Source organism: Paenibacillus tritici (genome assembly GCF_013204885.1).
GTDB classification, from domain to species: Bacteria; Bacillota; Bacilli; order Paenibacillales; family Paenibacillaceae; genus Paenibacillus_AQ; species Paenibacillus_AQ tritici.
Genome location: NZ_JABMKX010000001.1, coordinates 416,972 through 435,727 on the forward strand (window position 1 = coordinate 416,972; position 18,756 = coordinate 435,727).

General features: G+C 50.3%; 18 protein-coding genes. 13 read left to right on the forward strand and 5 right to left on the reverse strand.

The window, feature by feature from the left end:
• The first annotated feature begins 168 nt into the window (after positions 1–168).
• The 7 genes from HQN87_RS01980 (at position 169) to HQN87_RS02010 (ending at position 7,168) form a co-directional block, all read left to right on the forward strand.
• Complete coding sequence (locus tag HQN87_RS01980) at positions 169–978, forward strand: SDR family oxidoreductase (protein ID WP_173126908.1); 810 nt, start codon at positions 169–171, stop codon at positions 976–978.
• Positions 979–1,051: 73 nt separating this feature from the next.
• Positions 1,052–1,396, forward strand: a complete 345-nt coding sequence (locus HQN87_RS01985; RefSeq protein ID WP_173126911.1) for a DUF1801 domain-containing protein — start codon at positions 1,052–1,054, stop codon at positions 1,394–1,396.
• Positions 1,397–1,543: 147 nt separating this feature from the next.
• Complete coding sequence (locus HQN87_RS01990) at positions 1,544–2,338, forward strand: DUF2087 domain-containing protein (protein ID WP_173127656.1); 795 nt, start codon at positions 1,544–1,546, stop codon at positions 2,336–2,338.
• 22 nt (positions 2,339–2,360) lie between these two features.
• Positions 2,361–2,738 carry a GIY-YIG nuclease family protein gene (locus HQN87_RS01995; RefSeq protein ID WP_173126914.1) on the forward strand — a complete coding sequence of 126 codons (378 nt, stop codon included), beginning with the start codon at positions 2,361–2,363 and terminating at the stop codon, positions 2,736–2,738.
• A 186-nt stretch (positions 2,739–2,924) separates the two neighbouring features.
• The gene (locus tag HQN87_RS02000) at positions 2,925–3,323 is read left to right on the forward strand and encodes a DnaJ family domain-containing protein (protein ID WP_173126917.1); all 399 of its coding nucleotides are present in this window, start codon (positions 2,925–2,927) and stop codon (positions 3,321–3,323) included.
• 651 nt (positions 3,324–3,974) lie between these two features.
• Entirely contained in the window at positions 3,975–6,467 is a 2,493-nt protein-coding gene (gene hrpB / locus HQN87_RS02005) for an ATP-dependent helicase HrpB (protein ID WP_173126920.1), read from the forward strand.
• A gap of 104 nt (positions 6,468–6,571) precedes the next feature.
• Entirely contained in the window at positions 6,572–7,168 is a 597-nt protein-coding gene (locus tag HQN87_RS02010) for a general stress protein (RefSeq protein WP_173126923.1), read from the forward strand.
• Positions 7,169–7,265: 97 nt separating this feature from the next.
• On the opposite strand, the gene paiA is transcribed toward HQN87_RS02010, so the two are convergent.
• From paiA to HQN87_RS02030, 4 genes are all read right to left on the reverse strand, one after another.
• Complete coding sequence (gene paiA / locus HQN87_RS02015) at positions 7,266–7,784, reverse strand: spermidine/spermine N(1)-acetyltransferase (protein WP_173127659.1); 519 nt, start codon at positions 7,782–7,784, stop codon at positions 7,266–7,268.
• A 42-nt stretch (positions 7,785–7,826) separates the two neighbouring features.
• Positions 7,827–8,279, reverse strand: a complete 453-nt coding sequence (locus tag HQN87_RS02020; protein WP_173126926.1) for a MarR family winged helix-turn-helix transcriptional regulator — start codon at positions 8,277–8,279, stop codon at positions 7,827–7,829.
• 478 nt (positions 8,280–8,757) lie between these two features.
• Complete coding sequence (locus HQN87_RS02025; RefSeq protein ID WP_173126929.1) at positions 8,758–9,261, reverse strand: DinB family protein; 504 nt, start codon at positions 9,259–9,261, stop codon at positions 8,758–8,760.
• A 193-nt stretch (positions 9,262–9,454) separates the two neighbouring features.
• Complete coding sequence (locus tag HQN87_RS02030; protein WP_173126934.1) at positions 9,455–10,624, reverse strand: MFS transporter; 1,170 nt, start codon at positions 10,622–10,624, stop codon at positions 9,455–9,457.
• A gap of 643 nt (positions 10,625–11,267) precedes the next feature.
• Between HQN87_RS02030 and HQN87_RS02035 the strand changes: the two genes are divergently transcribed.
• Entirely contained in the window at positions 11,268–11,627 is a 360-nt protein-coding gene (locus tag HQN87_RS02035; RefSeq protein WP_173126937.1) for a replication termination protein, read from the forward strand.
• A gap of 63 nt (positions 11,628–11,690) precedes the next feature.
• On the opposite strand, the gene HQN87_RS02040 is transcribed toward HQN87_RS02035, so the two are convergent.
• The gene (locus tag HQN87_RS02040) at positions 11,691–12,254 is read right to left on the reverse strand and encodes a TraR/DksA C4-type zinc finger protein (protein WP_173126940.1); all 564 of its coding nucleotides are present in this window, start codon (positions 12,252–12,254) and stop codon (positions 11,691–11,693) included.
• Between the two features lie 200 nt (positions 12,255–12,454).
• Between HQN87_RS02040 and HQN87_RS02045 the strand changes: the two genes are divergently transcribed.
• The 5 genes from HQN87_RS02045 (at position 12,455) to HQN87_RS02065 (ending at position 18,712) form a co-directional block, all read left to right on the forward strand.
• Positions 12,455–12,850, forward strand: a complete 396-nt coding sequence (locus tag HQN87_RS02045) for a DivIVA domain-containing protein (protein WP_173126943.1) — start codon at positions 12,455–12,457, stop codon at positions 12,848–12,850.
• A 103-nt stretch (positions 12,851–12,953) separates the two neighbouring features.
• Positions 12,954–15,626 (forward strand): CHASE3 domain-containing protein, encoded by a 2,673-nt coding sequence (locus HQN87_RS02050; protein WP_301953142.1) that lies wholly within the window; start codon positions 12,954–12,956, stop codon positions 15,624–15,626.
• 193 nt (positions 15,627–15,819) lie between these two features.
• The gene (locus HQN87_RS02055; RefSeq protein WP_254075317.1) at positions 15,820–16,686 is read left to right on the forward strand and encodes a PRD domain-containing protein; all 867 of its coding nucleotides are present in this window, start codon (positions 15,820–15,822) and stop codon (positions 16,684–16,686) included.
• An 18-nt stretch (positions 16,687–16,704) separates the two neighbouring features.
• On the forward strand, positions 16,705–17,214 hold the full coding sequence (locus HQN87_RS02060; protein WP_173126950.1) for a PTS sugar transporter subunit IIA: 510 nt from the start codon (positions 16,705–16,707) through the stop codon (positions 17,212–17,214).
• A 43-nt stretch (positions 17,215–17,257) separates the two neighbouring features.
• Positions 17,258–18,712 (forward strand): PTS transporter subunit EIIC, encoded by a 1,455-nt coding sequence (locus tag HQN87_RS02065; RefSeq protein ID WP_173126954.1) that lies wholly within the window; start codon positions 17,258–17,260, stop codon positions 18,710–18,712.
• Positions 18,713–18,756: the final 44 nt, after the last annotated feature.

Below are 18,756 nucleotides of genomic sequence, written 5' to 3' on the forward strand. Positions count from 1 at the left end.
GTTATATAGCCCCCGCTGGCAGCGGGGGCTTTTCCTTTTACGGCTGTGCATGTTGCACAAGGTTTGCGCAATTTTTTGCATAATATGATTATAATCAAGGATCAATTGGGTAATCTTGAAACAGAGCCATTCCAAACAGAATGGTAATCATGGAAGGAGAGTGTACATATGAGCCCAAATATAGCGAAAAAGCATCGTTTTGAGGGGAAAACAGCCATAATCACAGGTGCGGGCTCGGGAATCGGCAGAGCGGCAGCCATCCAGTTCGCACGGGAAGGTGCCAATGTCGCCTTATTCGATCTGGTGAACGAACGTACCTCAATCCTGGAACAGAAGCTGAATAAGCTGCGCAAGGACTGTGCGTTGGCTATTGATGTGGACACTTCGGATGCCGGCCGGATGGAGGAAGCGGTACGCAAGACGGTGGAGCATTTCGGAGGGCTTGATATTGTGTTTGCCAATGCAGGGATTAACGGAGTCGTCGGGCCGATTGAGGAGCTAAGCGTTAGTGATTGGGAGAAGACCTTATCCGTCAACCTGACAGGCACCTTCCTGACGCTGAAATACAGCATTCCCCATCTGAAGGAGCGGGGCAAAGGCAGCATTATTATTACCAGCTCGATCAACGGCAATAGCAGATTTACCAGCTTCGGCTGGTCACCATACAGTACTACGAAGGCCGGGCAGGTGGCTTTTGCCAAGATGGCTGCGCTGGAGCTGGCCAAGTTCAAAATCCGTGTAAATGTCATTTGTCCAGGAGCCATAGCGACGAATATTGATGAGAGTACGGAGTTCAATGAAGAGGTGGAGTCGATTGTCATTCCCATTGAATTCCCTGAAGGTGCGCAGCCGCTCGCAGACGGACCGGGTAAACCGGAGAATGTGGCTGATCTGGTTGCGTTCCTGGCCTCGGATGAATCCAGCCATATTACCGGTTCGCAGATTGTGATCGACGGTGCGGAGTCTCTGCTGTCTTAGGCCGTAGTGCGTATTGCTGACCTAGACAAGCTGTAAGAAACTGCACCACATTCCCCCAGGAAAAGGTGATTCCATGAACCAAGAGGTTACAGATTTCATTGCCCAAATCAAACTGCCCTGGCAAGTGGAGATATGCTCCAGGCTGCGTGAAGTCATTCATGAAGCGATCCCGGACGTTACGGAACGAATCCAGTACGGTAAACCGCATTTTCTCAAAAACGGGAAATATGCAGCGGTAATCTCGACCGCCAAAGGCTGGGTGAGCTTCTCCATATTCAATGCGGCAGCGCTGGAAGTGCCTGAAGGCCAGTTCGAAGCGGGCAGTGGTGAGCGTCTGACAACCAAGCTGGCGGAGGGTAAGGCTGTTGATTATGAACTGCTGTCTTCCTTGCTGAAGCAGGCTTCGGCTGCGCTTTAAGAATTAACTAATACCTGTCCCCCGGGACACTGAGGCACTGCCAGAATTGGCGGTGTCTTTTTGTCTTACTGGAATCTAATTAGATACTTGTAAAATAACAAACATAATGATAATATGTCTATATTAAAGTAAAAAAAGGGTGTGGTGATCCAGTTGCCAGAAGGAAATGAAGCAGTCCGAATATCGGAAAAGTTCTGGAATGCCCCGGTTGCCGAGTTGAAGCAGGGTTATTCCTGCGAAGCAGACGGGCATATCACTGTATACCATTGTCTGGTCTGCGGGGAACGATTCGAGAAAGGCATTATTTATAAGGATGGGGACACCTTGTATGAGGCGGAGCGGTTCGCAGCTCTGCATGTGGACAGCGTACATGGCGGAATGTTCAACTGGCTGCTGACGCTGGACAAGAAGCTGACCGGATTAACCGATTTGCAAAAAGGGCTGCTGCAAGCCTTTCGCCAAAGTCTTAGCGATGCAGAGGCCGCCAAGGAGCTGGGAATCGGCAGCACCTCTACCGTGCGTAATCACCGCTTCACCCTGCGGGAGAAAGTGAAGCAGGCCAGGCTATTCCTGGCGGTCATGGAGCTGGCCGAGGAGAAGCCGGGACCTTCTTCACCTTTTGTCAGCATTCCGCGGACTGCAGAGATGGTCGATGAACGGTTTGCGATTACAGAGCAGGAGAATGAGGACATTCTGGGGACCTATTTCAAACAGGGGCCGGACGGCCCCTTGTCAGAGTTCCCGAAGAAGCAGAAACGTAAAGTGGCGATTCTGCGCCACCTGATTCAGCGGTTCGAGACGGGACGCAAATATAGCGAGCAAGAGATTAATGCCGTGCTGGAATCGGCTTATCCCGATTATGTGACGCTGCGGCGTTACCTGATTGATTACGGGCTGCTGGACCGCGAGGATGACGGCAGCAGATATTGGGTGAAATTATAGTAAGAAGGAGAGACAACAAACGATGGATAAAGCCAGACGCAAGGAACTGGGATATAATTACGCGCACTCGCACAGGCCGATGGGGGTCTACAGGATTGTAAATACCGGCAATGAGAAAATGTATATTGGCAGCAGTCTGAATCTCGACGGGGTCTGGAACAAGCATAAATTCATGCTGGACATCAAAGCCCATGATAACAAGGAGCTGCAGAGCGACTGGAATGAACGCGGGGAGGCGGGCTTCCGCTTCGAGGTGCTGGAGCAGATTAAGCCGGAAGAGGATTTCGTGGCAGATGTGCAGGAGCTGAAGAAATACAGCAAAAGGCTCCCGGACATGGAAAGCAAGTGGCTGGAGCAGCTGTCTCCTTACGGGGAACGCGGTTATCACAAGCAGAAGTAGCAAGTAGCAGTCTGCCTGGTGCTAAGAAGCGATAAATTACGGGCAGCCGGGAATGAATAATAAATTACAGGCAAACCGGGAATGAATTTCAGCAGCACCCGTGCTAAAATAAGGACAAAGCTGTAGAAGAATGTGCCGTTTGGAATGTGAAAAGGCACCCGGGTGCTGATGAAAGGAACGGTGTGGATGGCTATATTATCCTGGCTTGCAGAACAAAGGATTCAGGAAGCTATGCGCGGCGGAGAGTTTGCCAATCTGCCGGGGCACGGCAAGCCGCTGGAGCTGGAGGATCTCTCGGGGGTGCCCGAGGAGCTGCGGATGTCCTACAAGATCATGAAGAATGCCGGATTGCTGCCCGAGGAAGTCACGCTGCGGGCAGAGTGTGTGACGCTCGAAGAGCTGCTGCTGGCTTGTCACACCAGCGGCAACAGTGATACTGGCGAACGTAAGGAGCTGGAAACCAAGCTCTCGCTCAAGCGTCTTCGTCTCCAGCAGCTTCTTCAGGAACGCGGGCTGGAGGGCAATGCTGCCTATTCGGATTACGGGGACATGATCCGGCAGCGGCTGACGGGAATAGAAGAGTAAGCAGGTAACCTCCGGTTCATAGAACCGGAGGTTTTGTGCTGGTATAGGAATCATAATAGAAGTATTTTCACACAAAAACCGAATACAATGTGCTGCTTCGAAGGCCGGATGCTCCCGAAATGGGCAGCTGGTAAGGTGGAGGTAGCCAAAAGAATTGTCTAAACCGCAGAGGTTCAGACATTATCCAGCCGCAGGGTGATTTTGTTCTGGGTAGGGATTGGGGAAGCTTTTGGCAGCGCCGTGGGAGTAGTTTTTGTGCAAGGGCGAAGGCTGTGGGGAGCAGAGTAAGTGGATTTTCTCCACCTGCTGATAACCAATGAACCGCAGCTATAACAGCAGTTGGAAAAATAGCACTTAAATGACTGCACTTCACCCAAAGTAGCTAAAACCACCGCCAGCAGATGCTGTTTTTCCACTTGCTTGCCCACAATCCGCCGAAACCCACAAATTAAGGTACATAATTCCACTTGCTTACAGTGGTGTGTATTGCGGTGAAGGCAGAAGTTGGAAGCGCGTGCTACAACAGCCGGAAGCCCGAAGGTTCACCGTAATGACGATTAAGCTTCTACTTGATATCCGGGGCGGTTTGACCCATGATAATGAAATGGAAAGATACTTAACTTAGCTTTTAGCGGATGATGGAGAGATGAAATGAATCAGCTTCCAATTATGCAGGTGCTTCCTGACCTGAAGAGGATTTTAACTGACCGTACAGCGGCTATTCTGATCGCCGAGCCTGGAGCGGGGAAGACTACGGCTACCCCGCCTGCTCTGCTGGAGGAGCCCTGGCTGGCCGGTAAAACCATTCTCATGCTGGAGCCCAGACGTCTGGCAGCCCGTTCGGCCGCAGGCTATATGGCTTCCTGTATGGGGGAGAATGTCGGTCAGACCGTAGGATACCGTATGCGGATGGATACCCGGGTGGGTAAAAATACACGTATCGTTGTAGTAACTGAAGGCGTTCTGACCAGAATGCTGCAAAGCGACCCGTCGCTGGGGGATGTGGGTCTTATTATCTTCGATGAATTCCATGAGCGCAGCCTCCATGCGGATCTTGGATTGGCGCTGGCGCTTGAAGCGCAAAGTGTACTCCGCGAGGATCTGCGTATTCTGGTGATGTCTGCGACACTGGACAGTGATCGCGTATCTGCACTGCTGGGCCAAGCCCCGGTCGTGCATTGTCCAGGCCGCACTTATCCGGTGGAGACCCTCTATGTGCCGGATGCTGGCACGGTCAACCCGGAGAAGTCCGCGGCGGCTGCCGTCCGCAGGGCACTGGCCGAGCAGCCGGGGGATGTTCTTGTTTTTCTGCCCGGTGAGCGGGAGATCCGCCGGACGGAACAGGAGTTGGCCGCAGCAAGCCTACCGGCGGGAACGGTGCTGCGTCCGCTCTACGGCCAACTGCCCCAGCAGCAGCAGGATGCGGCGGTAGCTCCTGCTGTAGCAGGTGAACGGAAGGTCGTTCTGGCGACATCTATCGCTGAGACGAGTCTGACGATTGAAGGGGTGCGGACGGTGATTGACACAGGTCTTCGCCGGACCCAGGTGTTCTCTCCGCGTACCAGTATGCCGCGGCTGACAACGGTGCCTGTCTCGAAGGCGTCGGCGGATCAGCGCCGCGGCCGGGCAGGCCGCACTGCGCCGGGCGTCTGCTACAGGCTGTGGAGCCGGGAGGCGCATAACCATCTTCCGGACGATAACGTGCCGGAGATCATGGAGACCGACCTGGCGCAGCTCGCCCTGGAGCTGGCGCTATGGGGCGTGCGCGAGCCTGCTGCGCTCGCCTGGCTTGACGCGCCGCCTGCCGCGCCTTATGCGCAGGCCACGGCGCTGCTGCGCCAGCTCGGCGCGCTTGACGCCGGCGGCGCCATTACGCCGCACGGCCGCAGCATGGCCGCGCTCGGCGCGCACCCGCGCATCGCGCACATGCTGCTGCGCGCGGCAGACCTTGCAGCCGCGCCGCTCGCCGCCAGGCTCGCAGCGCTGCTGCAGGAGCGGGACCTCTTCAAGGGTCCCGCGGCCCAGGACAGCGACCTCACGCTGCGCGTGGAGGCGCTGTTCGGGTTCGGGCGCTCCGCATCTGGCGGCGGAGCGGACCCGGCGGTCTTGCGCGCGGTGCAGCGCGAGAGCCGGGTCTTCCTGGCGCAGCTGGGGGCAGCGCCAGACGAAGGGCCGGGCGACATCAGCCGCAGCGGCCTGCTGTTGTCGTTCGCCTATCCCGACCGCATCGGGCAGAAACGCGGCGACGGCGCGTTTCTGCTCTCAGGCGGCCGGGGGGCGGCCATGCGCGAGGGGCAGCCGCTGGCGCGCTCGCCCTACATTGTGGCACCCGGCGTGGATGACCGTGCCGGGCAGAGCCGGATCATGCTTGCTGCAGCGCTCTCCGAGCAGGACCTGCTGAAGCATCACGCGGATAGCCTTCTGGAAGAACGCGAAGTCTACTGGGACAGTGAGAGCGGGAGCGTTAAGGCACGGCGGGTGACCAGACTGGGGGCACTCGTGCTGAAGCAGACCACCCATGAACGGGCTACGGCAGAAGAGACGGAGAGCGTACTGCTGAAGGTGATCGCCGCGGAAGGGCTACAGCTGCTGCCTTGGGAGAAAGGGACCACCCAGTTGCGGCAGCGGATGGAATTCATGCACTCGCTGCGGGCCGACTGGCCCGATATGTCGGATGAGGCGTTGACGGATACATTGGAGGAATGGCTGGCACCCTTTATACAAGGGATGCGGAATCTCCGTGATTTACAGCGGGTGAAGCTGACGCAGGCGCTGGAGGGGATGCTGGACTGGAATAGCCGCCAATTGCTGAACAAGGAAGCGCCGACGCATATTACGGTGCCGAGCGGTTCGCGTGTCCCTTTGGATTACAGCAATCCGGGGGCGCCGGTGCTGGCGGTCAGGCTGCAGGAGATGTTCGGACAGACGGATACCCCGCGGATAGGCGGAGGCAAGGTTCCGGTGCTGCTGCACCTGTTGTCTCCGGCGAGAAGGCCGATGCAGGTCACCTCGGACCTGTCGAGCTTTTGGCAGAACACCTACTTCGAGGTCAAAAAAGATCTGAAAGGCCGTTATCCCAAGCACTACTGGCCGGAGAACCCGCTGGAGGCAGTGCCGACAAACCGCACCCGCCCTCCTAAATAGAAGGGGAACCTACAGATTTTTGCCCGGAGAATGGTATTCGCTGTTTGGACAGCCCATGATCGGGTAATACAATAGCGAACAACAATTACGAAGGAGGGCTTCAAGTGACAGAGAAAATTATTGGTGTATTCGATACGGAACAAGAAGCAACCAGAGCAATTGAAAGTTTGCAGAGTCAAGGGTTCACCAACGATGAAATTTCCGTAATAACGAAGGATCGGGATGATCTCAAGCATATCTCCGAAGATACAGGAACGATGGCACCGGAAGGTGTTGCTACAGGCGCGGCAACCGGCGGGGTAGTTGGAGGCGTGACCGGACTGCTGGCCGGGATCGGCGCACTCGCTATTCCGGGAATTGGTCCAATCCTCGCAGCGGGTCCAATCGTAGCTACGCTAACAGGGGCGGCTATTGGAGTAGGTGCTGGCGGACTGGTCGGCGGATTAATCGGGCTCGGTATTCCTGAGGATGAGGCGAGAGATTACGAAGGATATATCGACAGCGGCAAAATCCTCGTTCTGGTCGATGACAACGGCCGGGGGAGAGATATCCATACGGTATTCCGCGGCAACCGCTCACTGAACTCCAATCGTTACGACAGCCTCTACCCGGAGGATACCAGAGTCGGCAACTCTTTGGGCAACAGGGGCGCGATGAACGCAGACCGTGATCCGGACCTCTATAACCGCGACAAAATATAAAAATTACAGCAAGCTTATGCTTGCCCTTATAGCTTAACCAAGAACTGCCTGCGGCGAACATGCCCGGGCAGTTTTTGGTGCTGACGACCTTGTTGGGCTAGCGGATGATTCTGGTTAGGATCAGATCCGTCTGCTCCTCGTCACCCATATAGAAGGAGTGAGTGCCTGTTTGTACGAAATTCAATTTATTGTAAAAAGAAATTGCGTTCCCGTTTTTTTCCCAAACCCCCAGCCAGAGCTTCCTTTTGTTCTTTTCGACCGCGATCTGGGCCGCCTTCTCCATAAGATGTTTTCCTAGCCCCAGCCTATGAAAAGGCCTTCTAATATAGATCCGTTCCACTTCAAGCGAGTCCTTGTCCATATTTTCAGATTGGGCATCATCGGTGTTAACCTTCAGATATCCGGCAATTTCTTCATTATAATAGATGAAGTAAAATTCAGATTGGCGGTTATCGTATTCTTTTTTTAATTGCTCTGGATGAAAGGCTCTTTTCAAATAAGCTTCTATAGCTTCCGGTGAATTCTGATTTTCGAAGGTATCCGTAAAGGTTTCAATACTAATTTTTTGCAGGATGTCCAGATCTGCGGGCGAGCATTTCTTTATCAATATAGTCATCAATAATTCTCCTTTAGTTTAATTTAGTAGTCACTTGTACAATCAATAGTCCCGTTTGTTTCCCTTTTTTACATACTCCCAGTCTTTTTCCACATTGGATCTGACTCTTTGCAGCAGGTTCACCAGGGTTTCTGCCTCACTTTCGGAGAAGCCGGACAGCGCTACGCTATTGGAATAATCATTTTCCCTTTTGATCAGAGGGTAGACGGCCTGCCCTTTATCTGTAGGGATCAGCCGCTTGATTTTTTTGTTATGCTGATCATCATTTTTTTCAATAAAACCGTTAAGCTCAAGCTTCTTAACAGCACGGGCAGCCGTTGTCCGGTCCACCTTAATCATTTCAGCCAGCTTCTCCTGAATGATCCCCGGATTCTCACAGATCCGCACCAGATACAAATATTGCCCCCTGGTAAGGTCGTACTGCTTAAATTCGATATTGCTAATCGAGTCCAGGGACCGGGCAATCATTCCCACTTCGCGCAGAATTTCCTTCATAATCGCATCCCCATTAATCATGTATTTTCCAAGCCTATAGCTTTTAAAATAGTACATGATTTTTGTTGTAATTACAACAAAAAATATCAAAGAGAGGGAGGGTTTGTTTATCTTATTTCATCATATGAAAAATTCACAATAGAATCGTTGCTTGCAAATTGAATTCACTTAGCGGCAGCTTTTGAATTTAGGTCATATATAAAACAACCCGCCTGGCTTATGCCCGGCGGGTTGTTTTATGAATTGGACAAAAAACGTTTTTCAAACTGTTAACTACGTCTCGTTGTCTCTTTAGCTTTGATATCAAAATGTACGTTTATAATAGCAACTACAAATAGAGTCACACCTACTATATTAGACAATACAGGCTCGTTACTGGATAAGGAGATTGTACTAAGAGTCGGATATTTATTCCAAGAGCCCCGAACCAACATATGTAAACAAACCATTTAACGGCCAAAACGGGGGTAACCTTGCTCTAAATTACTGGAGGTAGAGCTCCGTGCTCGGCCCACTGCTCTTTTGTCGGGCCGTAAAGATCCGGCACACGAAGACCTGCTTGGCGCATCAGGACTGTCATCTGACCACGATGATGAATCTCATGCTTTACGAGAATATCCAGCATTACGCCGTTTGGCCATTGATCACCATACATATCGCTCATGATAAGCAGATTCTCATCTTTCCAACTGGACTGTATAGCATCAAGGAGCGCTTGTGAGGTCCTCTTATAGACAGACGCGATGTCTGCTGCCGAAGCTGCCACCGGCATATTTTTGCCCGGTCCTTTGAAAGACAGACCCGTCCGAGATGGCATTTCGTGCAACGTCTGTACAAGGTGCCACGCAACACGCCCAAGCGTTCTATGTTCACTTGTTATCTGTTGGCCAAGAGACTCGTCGGTCAGCATCTCCAGCGTCCGCATTGTTGCTTCCGTTTCATACTGCCAAGTTGCGGCAAAATCTTTAATGTGTTTATACATATCCAACATCTCCCTTTTGTAATGGAATCAAGTTCATTATACCGAACGTTAGTTCGTAAGTAAATATTAAAATTTACTTAAAATTACCCTATTAACCAAACGAAGCTGCCGAAAATCATTGCGCTAATCCCGAAATTTTACATTATCTGAACTCATGCTTCACTACTATATAGATCCCAAAATAATGTTTTTTTTATATCCCCTTTGCAGCTTGTTTTTTATTCAGCGCAAACGAATAAGAGGCAATTATTAACGCCAGTAATACGATTAATCCGCCAATCCAACCCAGATTCTGAATGGATGTATATTGAATCACGACTCCACCGAAGGCTGCGCCTAAGGTCATACCGATATTCATTAACGCAGTATTGAAACTTAAAACAATTTCTGATGATTGCGGTTTGATAGAGATCAAATAAAATTGATTAGCAGGTGTTGTTGTCCAAGCAGCAGCCCCCCAAATCATTAATGTAAGGAGAACGCCTATCGTTGAAGCAGCTGTTACTGTTAATAGGAATAAAGCTGCCGCGTGAATTATTAAACTAATGTAAATGGTTCGAACAGGTCCCCATTTATCGACTGCATACCCACCAAACCGTGAGCCTATGAAAGCAAACACACCTAATACGAACAGGGCTGTACTTATCTTTTCAATAGAAAACCCGGATACACTGCTTAAAAGCGGAGCTATATAAGCAAAGACCATTGTGTATGCGAGGAAAAAAAATACTGTGGTGAGTAAACCGCTAATTAATTGCTTATCTTTGATCAATAGTAATTGGTGCTTCAAAGAGATCGGTGTAGTTCCCTCTAATTTAGGGATGTATTTATTGATTAGCATTAGATTGATAAGAGTCACGGCAGCAATGATAAGATAGATATAACGCCAATCCATAAATGCAGCAATTAAGGTTCCGATCGGTACACCCAGTACTAAAGAGACTGTAAATCCAGTGATTACGGTTGCGATTGCACCGCCACGCTTTGCAGGTTCAGCAAGTCTGGCGGCGTAATTGGTTGCGATAACGAAATACAGCCCCCCGCTCATTGCTTGAACAATACGGGAAAGCAGAAGCATACTAAAATTAACACTAAAGAAAGACAGGATGCTTCCCGCAATAAAAATGACCATAGAGTATAATAACACTTTTTTTCTTTCAAACTTTGCAGTTAGCATAACCAATACAAGTGCCCCAACTGCATAAAATAAGGCATATATGGTGACTAATTGACCAGCCAAAGAAATAGATACGTTCAAATCCTCAGAAATAACTTCTAATATGCCTGACACGATAAATTCTGCTGTTCCTAATACAAAGGCACCTAAAGCTAATAAATAAATGGAAATTCGATTCGAGATCATTCGTATCTTCCTTTCAATTCGATAATTTGATCATTATTTTCTGCAGGAATAGGTATATTTCCTTAAGCGTACGATTCTACTTATAGTGATCTTTTCCATCACTTTCACCTCCCTCTTCTTGTTAACTTTACAGTTGTCATATAAAAAGGTTTTAAAAGATACTTTATATCTTTAATTATCACAATCGAAGACTTATTGTATCCATAATAGCTTTGATTTTACGGATGTGTCAAGCACTGATCTCAGAGGCAGTGAGGTAAAGCCACTCTATTAACAGTATTTCATCATATGAAAAATTCACAATAGAAAACCCAAATAAACAACCACACCTTTCCACAACACAACACAACCAAACTACATACGTACCTATCCCCTTAAAACAAGAAAAAGTGAATACTAACATCTTCACCCGGCAACGTAAACACCACAAATCCTCGAAATTTCACATTATCTGAATGCAAGCTACATTACTAGCAGAGCTAGCAGACTATATTACTGTCGTTGGATTTTATTATCAAATTACTTGTTGTGAAGGCTGGGAAATAGAGTTTATACTAGAGACATAGTTTAAATTTGCAATTCTCAAATATCAAAACATATAACTTCTTATATTTTAAAATAAAACACCCCGGGAGGTGTCTTAATGGCGTTTATGATTGCCCAGCGGGCTTTTATCAAAGTATATCTGATTACGATGGTGGAACAGCACAAGGGGTATGGGTATCAGATGCTTGAGGATTTGCGGAGAGATTTCAAAGCGTATGGCTATTCTCCTCCCCAGAGTGAAATATACCGGGCCCTGCATGAGCTGGTGCAGCAAGGGATACTATACCGCACCAAGCAGCTGAAGGGGAATGATCCGAAGGTCGATTTCCAGGAGATTGTCCTGTATCATTTCACTTCAGACGGGGAGGACAAAGCCAAGCTGTACAAGAAGCAGGTGAAGACCGACCTGGACCGCTGTCTGGGTATCCTTAACAAGGCAGTAGCCGACAACTTCTGATCGGGGATTTCTGAGTGACGGGCATCCTGTCCAGGGTGTGGATTTCAGCTTAATTCTGCCGGCTCAGGAATCCTCTTCTTCAATATCCTGCCCCGGAGGGGTAACCGGTGAGCTGGCGCTGCCGTAATCCTGGACAGCTTCCCACGCACCGGCGTCATCGAATCTTCCGCTATGCTCTTGCCGTCCCTGGCCTGCACCGGATGGGGGCGGCGTGATGACCTCCTCTTCCACGGGCCGTTCACCAGAGTCACGGCGGGCTGGAGCATGTTCTACGGTATAGCGGGTGAAGGGGATGGCTTCAAGCCGTTCATAAGGAATCTCTTGTTTGCTGGCTTCGCAGATGCCGTACGTACCCTGTTCCATCCGCTCCAGAGCAGCTTCGATTTCCGATAATTCTTCTGATAGTGATGTGTTAATGGACAGGTCGCGGCTTCTTTCAAAAGTCTCCGTTCCTGTATCAGCAGGATGATTATCCACGGAAGAGAGTTCACCCGTAGAGAGTGTGAGGGAATCGCCCAGCAGGCTATCTTCCGCCCCATTGCTGGAGAAATGCTGTTCCAGTTCTGCCTTGCGTTCTTCAAGGGATTGCTTAAGCTTAGTCTTTTGGGCTTCTGTTAAGTGGCTCATGCGGTCATCTTCCTTTCAGAGTCAATATGGTATTTAAGTAGTTATACTGTCGTAATCTTTCCTTACCCTATTGTTATAAAAGGCAATCAGTAGTCAATTCTATTGCTGAATTGTAACTTTAGTGATATTTTCAGGTTGCTTTCACCCTGTTATAATGAGTACTGCCGGATGAATGCAGCATACACTTGGAGGTTACTGAAATGGACGAACATATGAAACGGCGGCTGGACAAGCAAAGAAAGCTGTTCAGCCAGCTCGGCATTACCCTTGATGCACTTACCATTCATGAGAAGGAATTCAGTATGAAGCTTCGCGGCTATGATGCCGAAGAGGTAGATACCTTCCTGGACAGCGTAATTAAGGATTATGAACGGTTCTATGCTACCATAGCGGATCTGATGGATAAGTGGCAGGAGCAGCAGATTGAGATGAAAGAGCTCAAGGCTGAGTCGAGAGTGGCAGCAGCTCCAGCCCCGGCCCCGGTGATACGGGGAATTGATCCGCAGGATCTGGAGGACATTATTATTAAGCTGGAAGCCAATGTGCGTCAACTCAAGGACAGATTGCCATTGTCCCGCAACGAAGGATATTTGTAATCGAGGATAACTCTAGATGGGGGTTGGAGCATTGCCGGAGAAGCATGCGTGGAGCTTGAAGATCCGTGGCAAAATCGCACTTGGATATGTCATAATATTATTGATGTTAGGTCTATTTCTGGTAATAGTATCGGGCAGAATTAACAGTCTTGAGAAAGAAACTGTATTCTTGAGCGATCATGATATAGAAGTTCACGAACTTACATATCAAATGGAGAAAAATGTGCTCGATATGGAAACCGGGCAAAGAGGTTATGCCCTTACAGGCGACGAGTCCTACCTCGCACCCTATAATGACGGGCTGGTAGAGTGGAGGATTAATGCCGCGAAGCTAAATGCATTGATCGCCGATAATCCCAGCCAGGTTCGTAACCTGGACGCGATTATGGACAATATCGAGAAATGGGTGGATGTAGCCGGGCAGCATGTCGTAGAGCTGAAGAAGAACGGACAGAATGAGGCGGTCAGTGCTTTTTTTCGTAATGATGCAGGGAAAAGTGTGGTAGATACCATACGCTCCCAGGCCGATTACTTCCGTGACATTGAGCGCACGTTAACGAATGAGCGGATCGGCAATCTTAAGGCCAGCAATCATAAGCTGCTGATTACCATGTATATTTTGTGGGGACTGGTGGTTGTACTGGCGCTGCTGATTACTTATCTTCTCTCAGCCAGCATCGTAAATCCGCTGCACAGTGTCATCCGGGCCATCAACAGCATTGCCTCCGGCGGCGACCGGTCAGACCGCATCAAGGTGAAGACCCTGGATGAGATCTATGATCTGGGAGAAGCCACCAACGGTCTGCTGGACAACGTTCAGCGGGAGCAGTGGATGAGCGAACAGCTCACCTCCATGTCTGTTGCCCTTCAAGAGACGATAGATATGCCTTCGCTATGCCGGATTTTTGTCAGCCGGTTATCCGTGATGCTGGAAATGCAATATGCCGCTATATTCGTGCTGAATAAGGAAGAGCAGTTCGAGCGCATCTACTCCTACGCGGGAGCCGAGAATAAGGAAGCTCATCTAGGCCCGGAGGTGATTAAGCCGGGAGTGGGGCTGGTGGGTCAATGCGCACTGGATCAACGGATGAACATTATCGAACAGTTGCCCGAGGATTATATTCACATTACATCGGCTCTTGGCAGAACGGCACCTAAGTTTGCCGTGATTGCCCCGATTGTTTTTGAGAATAGGACCGTTGCCGTCGTTGAGCTTGCTGCGCTTACCCGCTGGGCGCCGTATCATTTCGAACTGCTCCAGGAACTGCTGGATATGATGGGTGTAACCGTGAACTCCGTGAAGACCCGGATGGAGATCCAGAGACTCCTGCATGAATCTCAGGTCATGAACGAAGAACTCCAGGTTCAATCGGAAGAGCTGCAGACGCAGTCCGAGGAGATGCAGATGCAGACCGAAGAGCTTCAGAGTCAGACCAGCGAGCTGCTCACAGTGAACAAGGAGCTGGAGGACCAGAAGGCGGTAGCCGAGAATGCAGCCATAGAGCTGGAGCGGTACAATGAACAGCTGGAGCAAAGCTCACGTTATAAATCCGAGTTCCTGGCCAATATGTCGCATGAGCTGCGCACACCGCTGAATAGTATGCTGATTCTCTCGCAGCTGCTGACGGAGAACCGCAATCATACCTTAACGGAAGAAGAGCTGGGGTATGCGTCCGTCATCTACAATTCCGGCAATGATCTGCTTAGTATGATTAATGATATTCTGGATCTCTCCAAAGTGGAAGCCGGCAAAATGCTGGTGGAAATGGATGCCGTTAATCTGACGGAGCTGCCCTCGCTGCTGCAGGGTTATTTCGGCAAGCTGGCCGAAGCCCAGAATATTGAGTTTCAGGTGAAGCTGGACGCGAATGTGCCGGATCTGTTCTTCACGGATGAGATGCGGATGCATCAGATTCTGCGGAATCTGCTGTCCAATGCGTTCAAATTCACTGAACAAGGTTCTGTATCGGTAGAGATTGCCAAGCTGGATTCGTATGAAGACTCCAATTATACGATGCGTGAGCACGTACTGGCCTTTGCTGTAAAAGATACCGGGATCGGCATTTCTGCGGAGAACCGTGAACTGATCTTTGAAGCCTTCCGCCAGGCGGACGGGACAACGGCCCGCAAGTTCGGCGGAACCGGACTCGGCTTATCCATCTCGCTGCAATTGGCCCGGCTCCTTGGCGGACATATCAGCCTGGAGAGCGAGGAGGGGACCGGCAGCACCTTCACGCTGTATCTTCCCTGCCGCGAACTGGATAGCGAGGAAGAACCCATCCATGTGGCGGAGTTACCGCAGACTGCCGCAGGGAGGGAACAAGCCATGCCCGCTGATACATATACGCAGCCTGGCAGCAGCCGGGATTCGCTGTTCGAGAAGGAATATGCGAAGCTTCACGGCCGAACCGTACTGATCGTAGATGACGATATGCGCAATATTTATGCCCTGCAGAAAGGTCTGGAGCCGTACGGCATGATTATTATGACCGCTCAGACGGGGTATGAATGTCTGCAGGTGGTTAGAGAGCAGGCGGACGTGGACATTGTATTGCTGGATATTATGATGCCGATGCTGGATGGCTACGATACGCTGTCCATTATTCGTGAGGAAATGCACCTTACCGACCTTCCGATCCTGGCGATCTCAGCCAAGACGATGAAGGAAGACCGTGAACGGTGCCTGGCAGCCGGGGCGACAGATTTCCTGAGCAAGCCGGTAATGATGCAGGATGTGGTCACACGGATGTGCCGGTGGTTACCGGAACGGGACTGAAACTTGACTTTTCCAAAAATCCATTGACGGAATGCAAGGTATGATTTATTATGAGAGCATAAATGATCATTTATGTGCTAGTGGCGTGTTACCTTAACAGGGCATGAGCCAAGATTCGTACTCAATTCTTTGAGTCCAGTCTTGGCTCTTTTTTGTGCGAAAATTCAGGCAATGAACGGAAAGGAGGGAGAACTTGGCGAGGGAAAGTGAACAATTTCAGGTTCTGCGGGTGATTGGGAATAATGTTGTAATGGTTCAAGGAGGCAAGAAAAGCAAGGAATACGTAATTATCGGCAAGGGCATCGGGTTTGCGCTTAAGGACACAGGTGTAATAGATGCGGATGATCCCCGGATTGAGAAGCTGTTCCGGCTGGAGGACCGCGAGGAATGGAGTCAATATCAGATTCTGCTGGAGGACATTGATCCCAAGGTCATGAGGATAACGGATGAGATTATTTCAGATATCGCCCGTGAGTTCCCCGGCAAGTTAAACGACAAGATCTATTTGGCGCTCCCCAGCCATATCCAGTTCACCATTTTCCGCTTGCGCAGCGGGATGGACATTGTTAATCCATTCCTGGAGGAGACCCGGATGACCTTCCCCAAGGAATTTGAGATCGCTTACAAGGCAGCGGAGAAGATCAGCGCAGGCTTCGAGGTGCAGATTCCCGAGGATGAGGTAGGATTCCTTACCTATCACGTATATTCTGCAGTCAGCAATGTGCCGGTTGGCCAGCTCGTGAAGGCCTCCAATATCGTCAGTGATCTGATGGATATGATCCGCAGCGAACGTAAGATTAGCTTCGAGCAGGGGAGTATGAATCATGTCCGGCTAATGGTTCATTTGCGGTTCTCGATTGAGCGGATTCTGCAGGGTTCGCTCATCGACAATCCATTTGTGAAGCATATCAAGAAAGAATACAAGGATGAATACAAGCTCGCTCAGCGGATGGGAAAGATCATGCAAGGCAAGCTCAGTGTAGACGTACCGGAAGAGGAAATCTGCTTCCTCGCCATGCATCTGCACCGGTTGTTCCAGACTATAGAGAAAAACAAATAGCAGCAAGGAGTGAAATATATGTTTTCGAGATGGAAATCCAAACAAGAAGAGAAACATGCTGTAGTTAGCCTGAATATCGCTGCTCCGGTCAGCGGGCAAGCCGTTCCGTTATCTGAAGTGCCGGATGAGACGTTTGCCGGAGGGCATATGGGTAAGGGAATTGCCATAGAACCTACAGAGGGGAAATTAACCGCTCCGTTTGACGGAACGATCGCTCACGTGGTCAAGAGTAATCATGCATTGATACTTGAGCACGCTTCCGGTCTGCAGCTGCTAATGCACATTGGTATTGATACCGTCAGCCTGAAGGGGAACGGGTTCATCAGCCATATCGCTTCTGGTGATGAAGTCAAAGCAGGCCAGACGCTGATCGAGTTCGACCTGGAGATGATCCGGAGCGCCGGTTACCGGACGATCACCCCGGTTATTGTAACCGGCAGCGGGGAGGATCTCCCCGAAGTGGACTGCCATTATGGGGCGGTTAGCGTCGGGCAGAGCAGTATTCTTACGGTGGCTTTACAGCAATAAAGCATACAGGTATTTAATATGAAACCAGGGGGATGATTTCATTATGTTGGCTTTTCTACAGAAGTTAGGTAAATCATTAATGCTTCCAGTTGCAACCCTACCGGCGGCCGCTATTCTGCAAGGGTTCGGGCTGCTCAATTATGAAAAGGACTTGCATCTGGGCAGCACGGTAGGGGGATTCCTGAACCAGTATGTGGCTCCATTTCTGAATGCGGGGGCCGGAGCGATCTTCGGGAATTTGGCCTTGATCTTCGCAATAGGGGTGGCGATCGGGTTCGCAGGTGATGCAGTTGCCGCTCTCTCCGCACTGATTGCATATCTGGTTCTCGGCAAAGTTCTGCTGATTGTTCCAGGAACCTTTGGGTTTATCAATGACGATGTAGTGCTGGATATGGGCGTGCTTGGCGGTATCTTTGCCGGAGCCTGGGCCGCTTTCCTGTACCAGAAATATCACAATGTCAAAATGCCGGATTGGTTGGGTTTCTTTGCCGGTAAGCGGTTTGTTCCGATTGTGACGGCAGCTTCTACGATGGTACTGGCTATCTTCATTGGGATGATCTGGAGTCCCGTGCAGGATGTGATCAGCGATTTCGGCAACTGGGTAGTCAGCCTTGGTGCAGTGGGCGCGTTCGTCTTTGGTACGGCGAACCGGCTGCTGGTTCCTATTGGTCTTCACCATGTTATCAATACGATTGCGTGGTTCCAGCTAGGAGACTTTACTAATGCAGCCGGCGAGGTAATCCATGGCGATGTATGGCGCTTCCTGGCTGGGGATAAAAGTGCAGGAATGTTCACCACCGGGTTCTTCCCGATCATGATGTTTGCGTTGCCGGGTGCGGCGCTGGCCTTCATTCATACCGCCAAGCCGGAAAAGAAAAAGCTGGTAGCCTCCATCTTCATTGGATCTGCGATTGCCTCTATCCTTACCGGGATTACCGAGCCGCTGGAATTCTCCTTCATGTTCTTGGCACCGGTGCTGTATCTCGTTCATGCCCTGCTGACCGGTGTATCTATGGCTCTGATGTATATTCTGGATGTAAGATTAGGCTTCAGCTTCTCTGCCGGGCTGATTGATTACCTGACCAACCTGAAGCTCTCAACGAATGCATGGGTATTATTCCCTGTGGGGCTGGCATTCTTCTTACTGTATTATGTATTGTTCCGTTTTGTTATCGTCAAGTTCAACCTCAAAACCCCGGGCCGCGAGGATGACACTGAAGACGAAGTTATTGATCTGTCCAAAGGCGGAACTACCGTATCGGCCTCTTCCAGAGCCGCCAAGATCCTGGAGAACATCGGCGGTCCTGCGAACATCCGCAGCATTGATGCCTGCATCACCCGTCTGCGGCTTAATGTCAACGATGATAAAGCGGTTAAAGACTCCGCACTTAAGCAGCTTGGCGCTTCCGGTGTGATGCGGCTCGGGCAAGGAGCCGTACAGATCGTATTCGGACCGCAGTCCGAACAGATTAAGGATGATATCGAGAAGCTGATGTAATTCAGCAGCATAATAGTTTCATTCGAAGCGGGCATCTGATGATG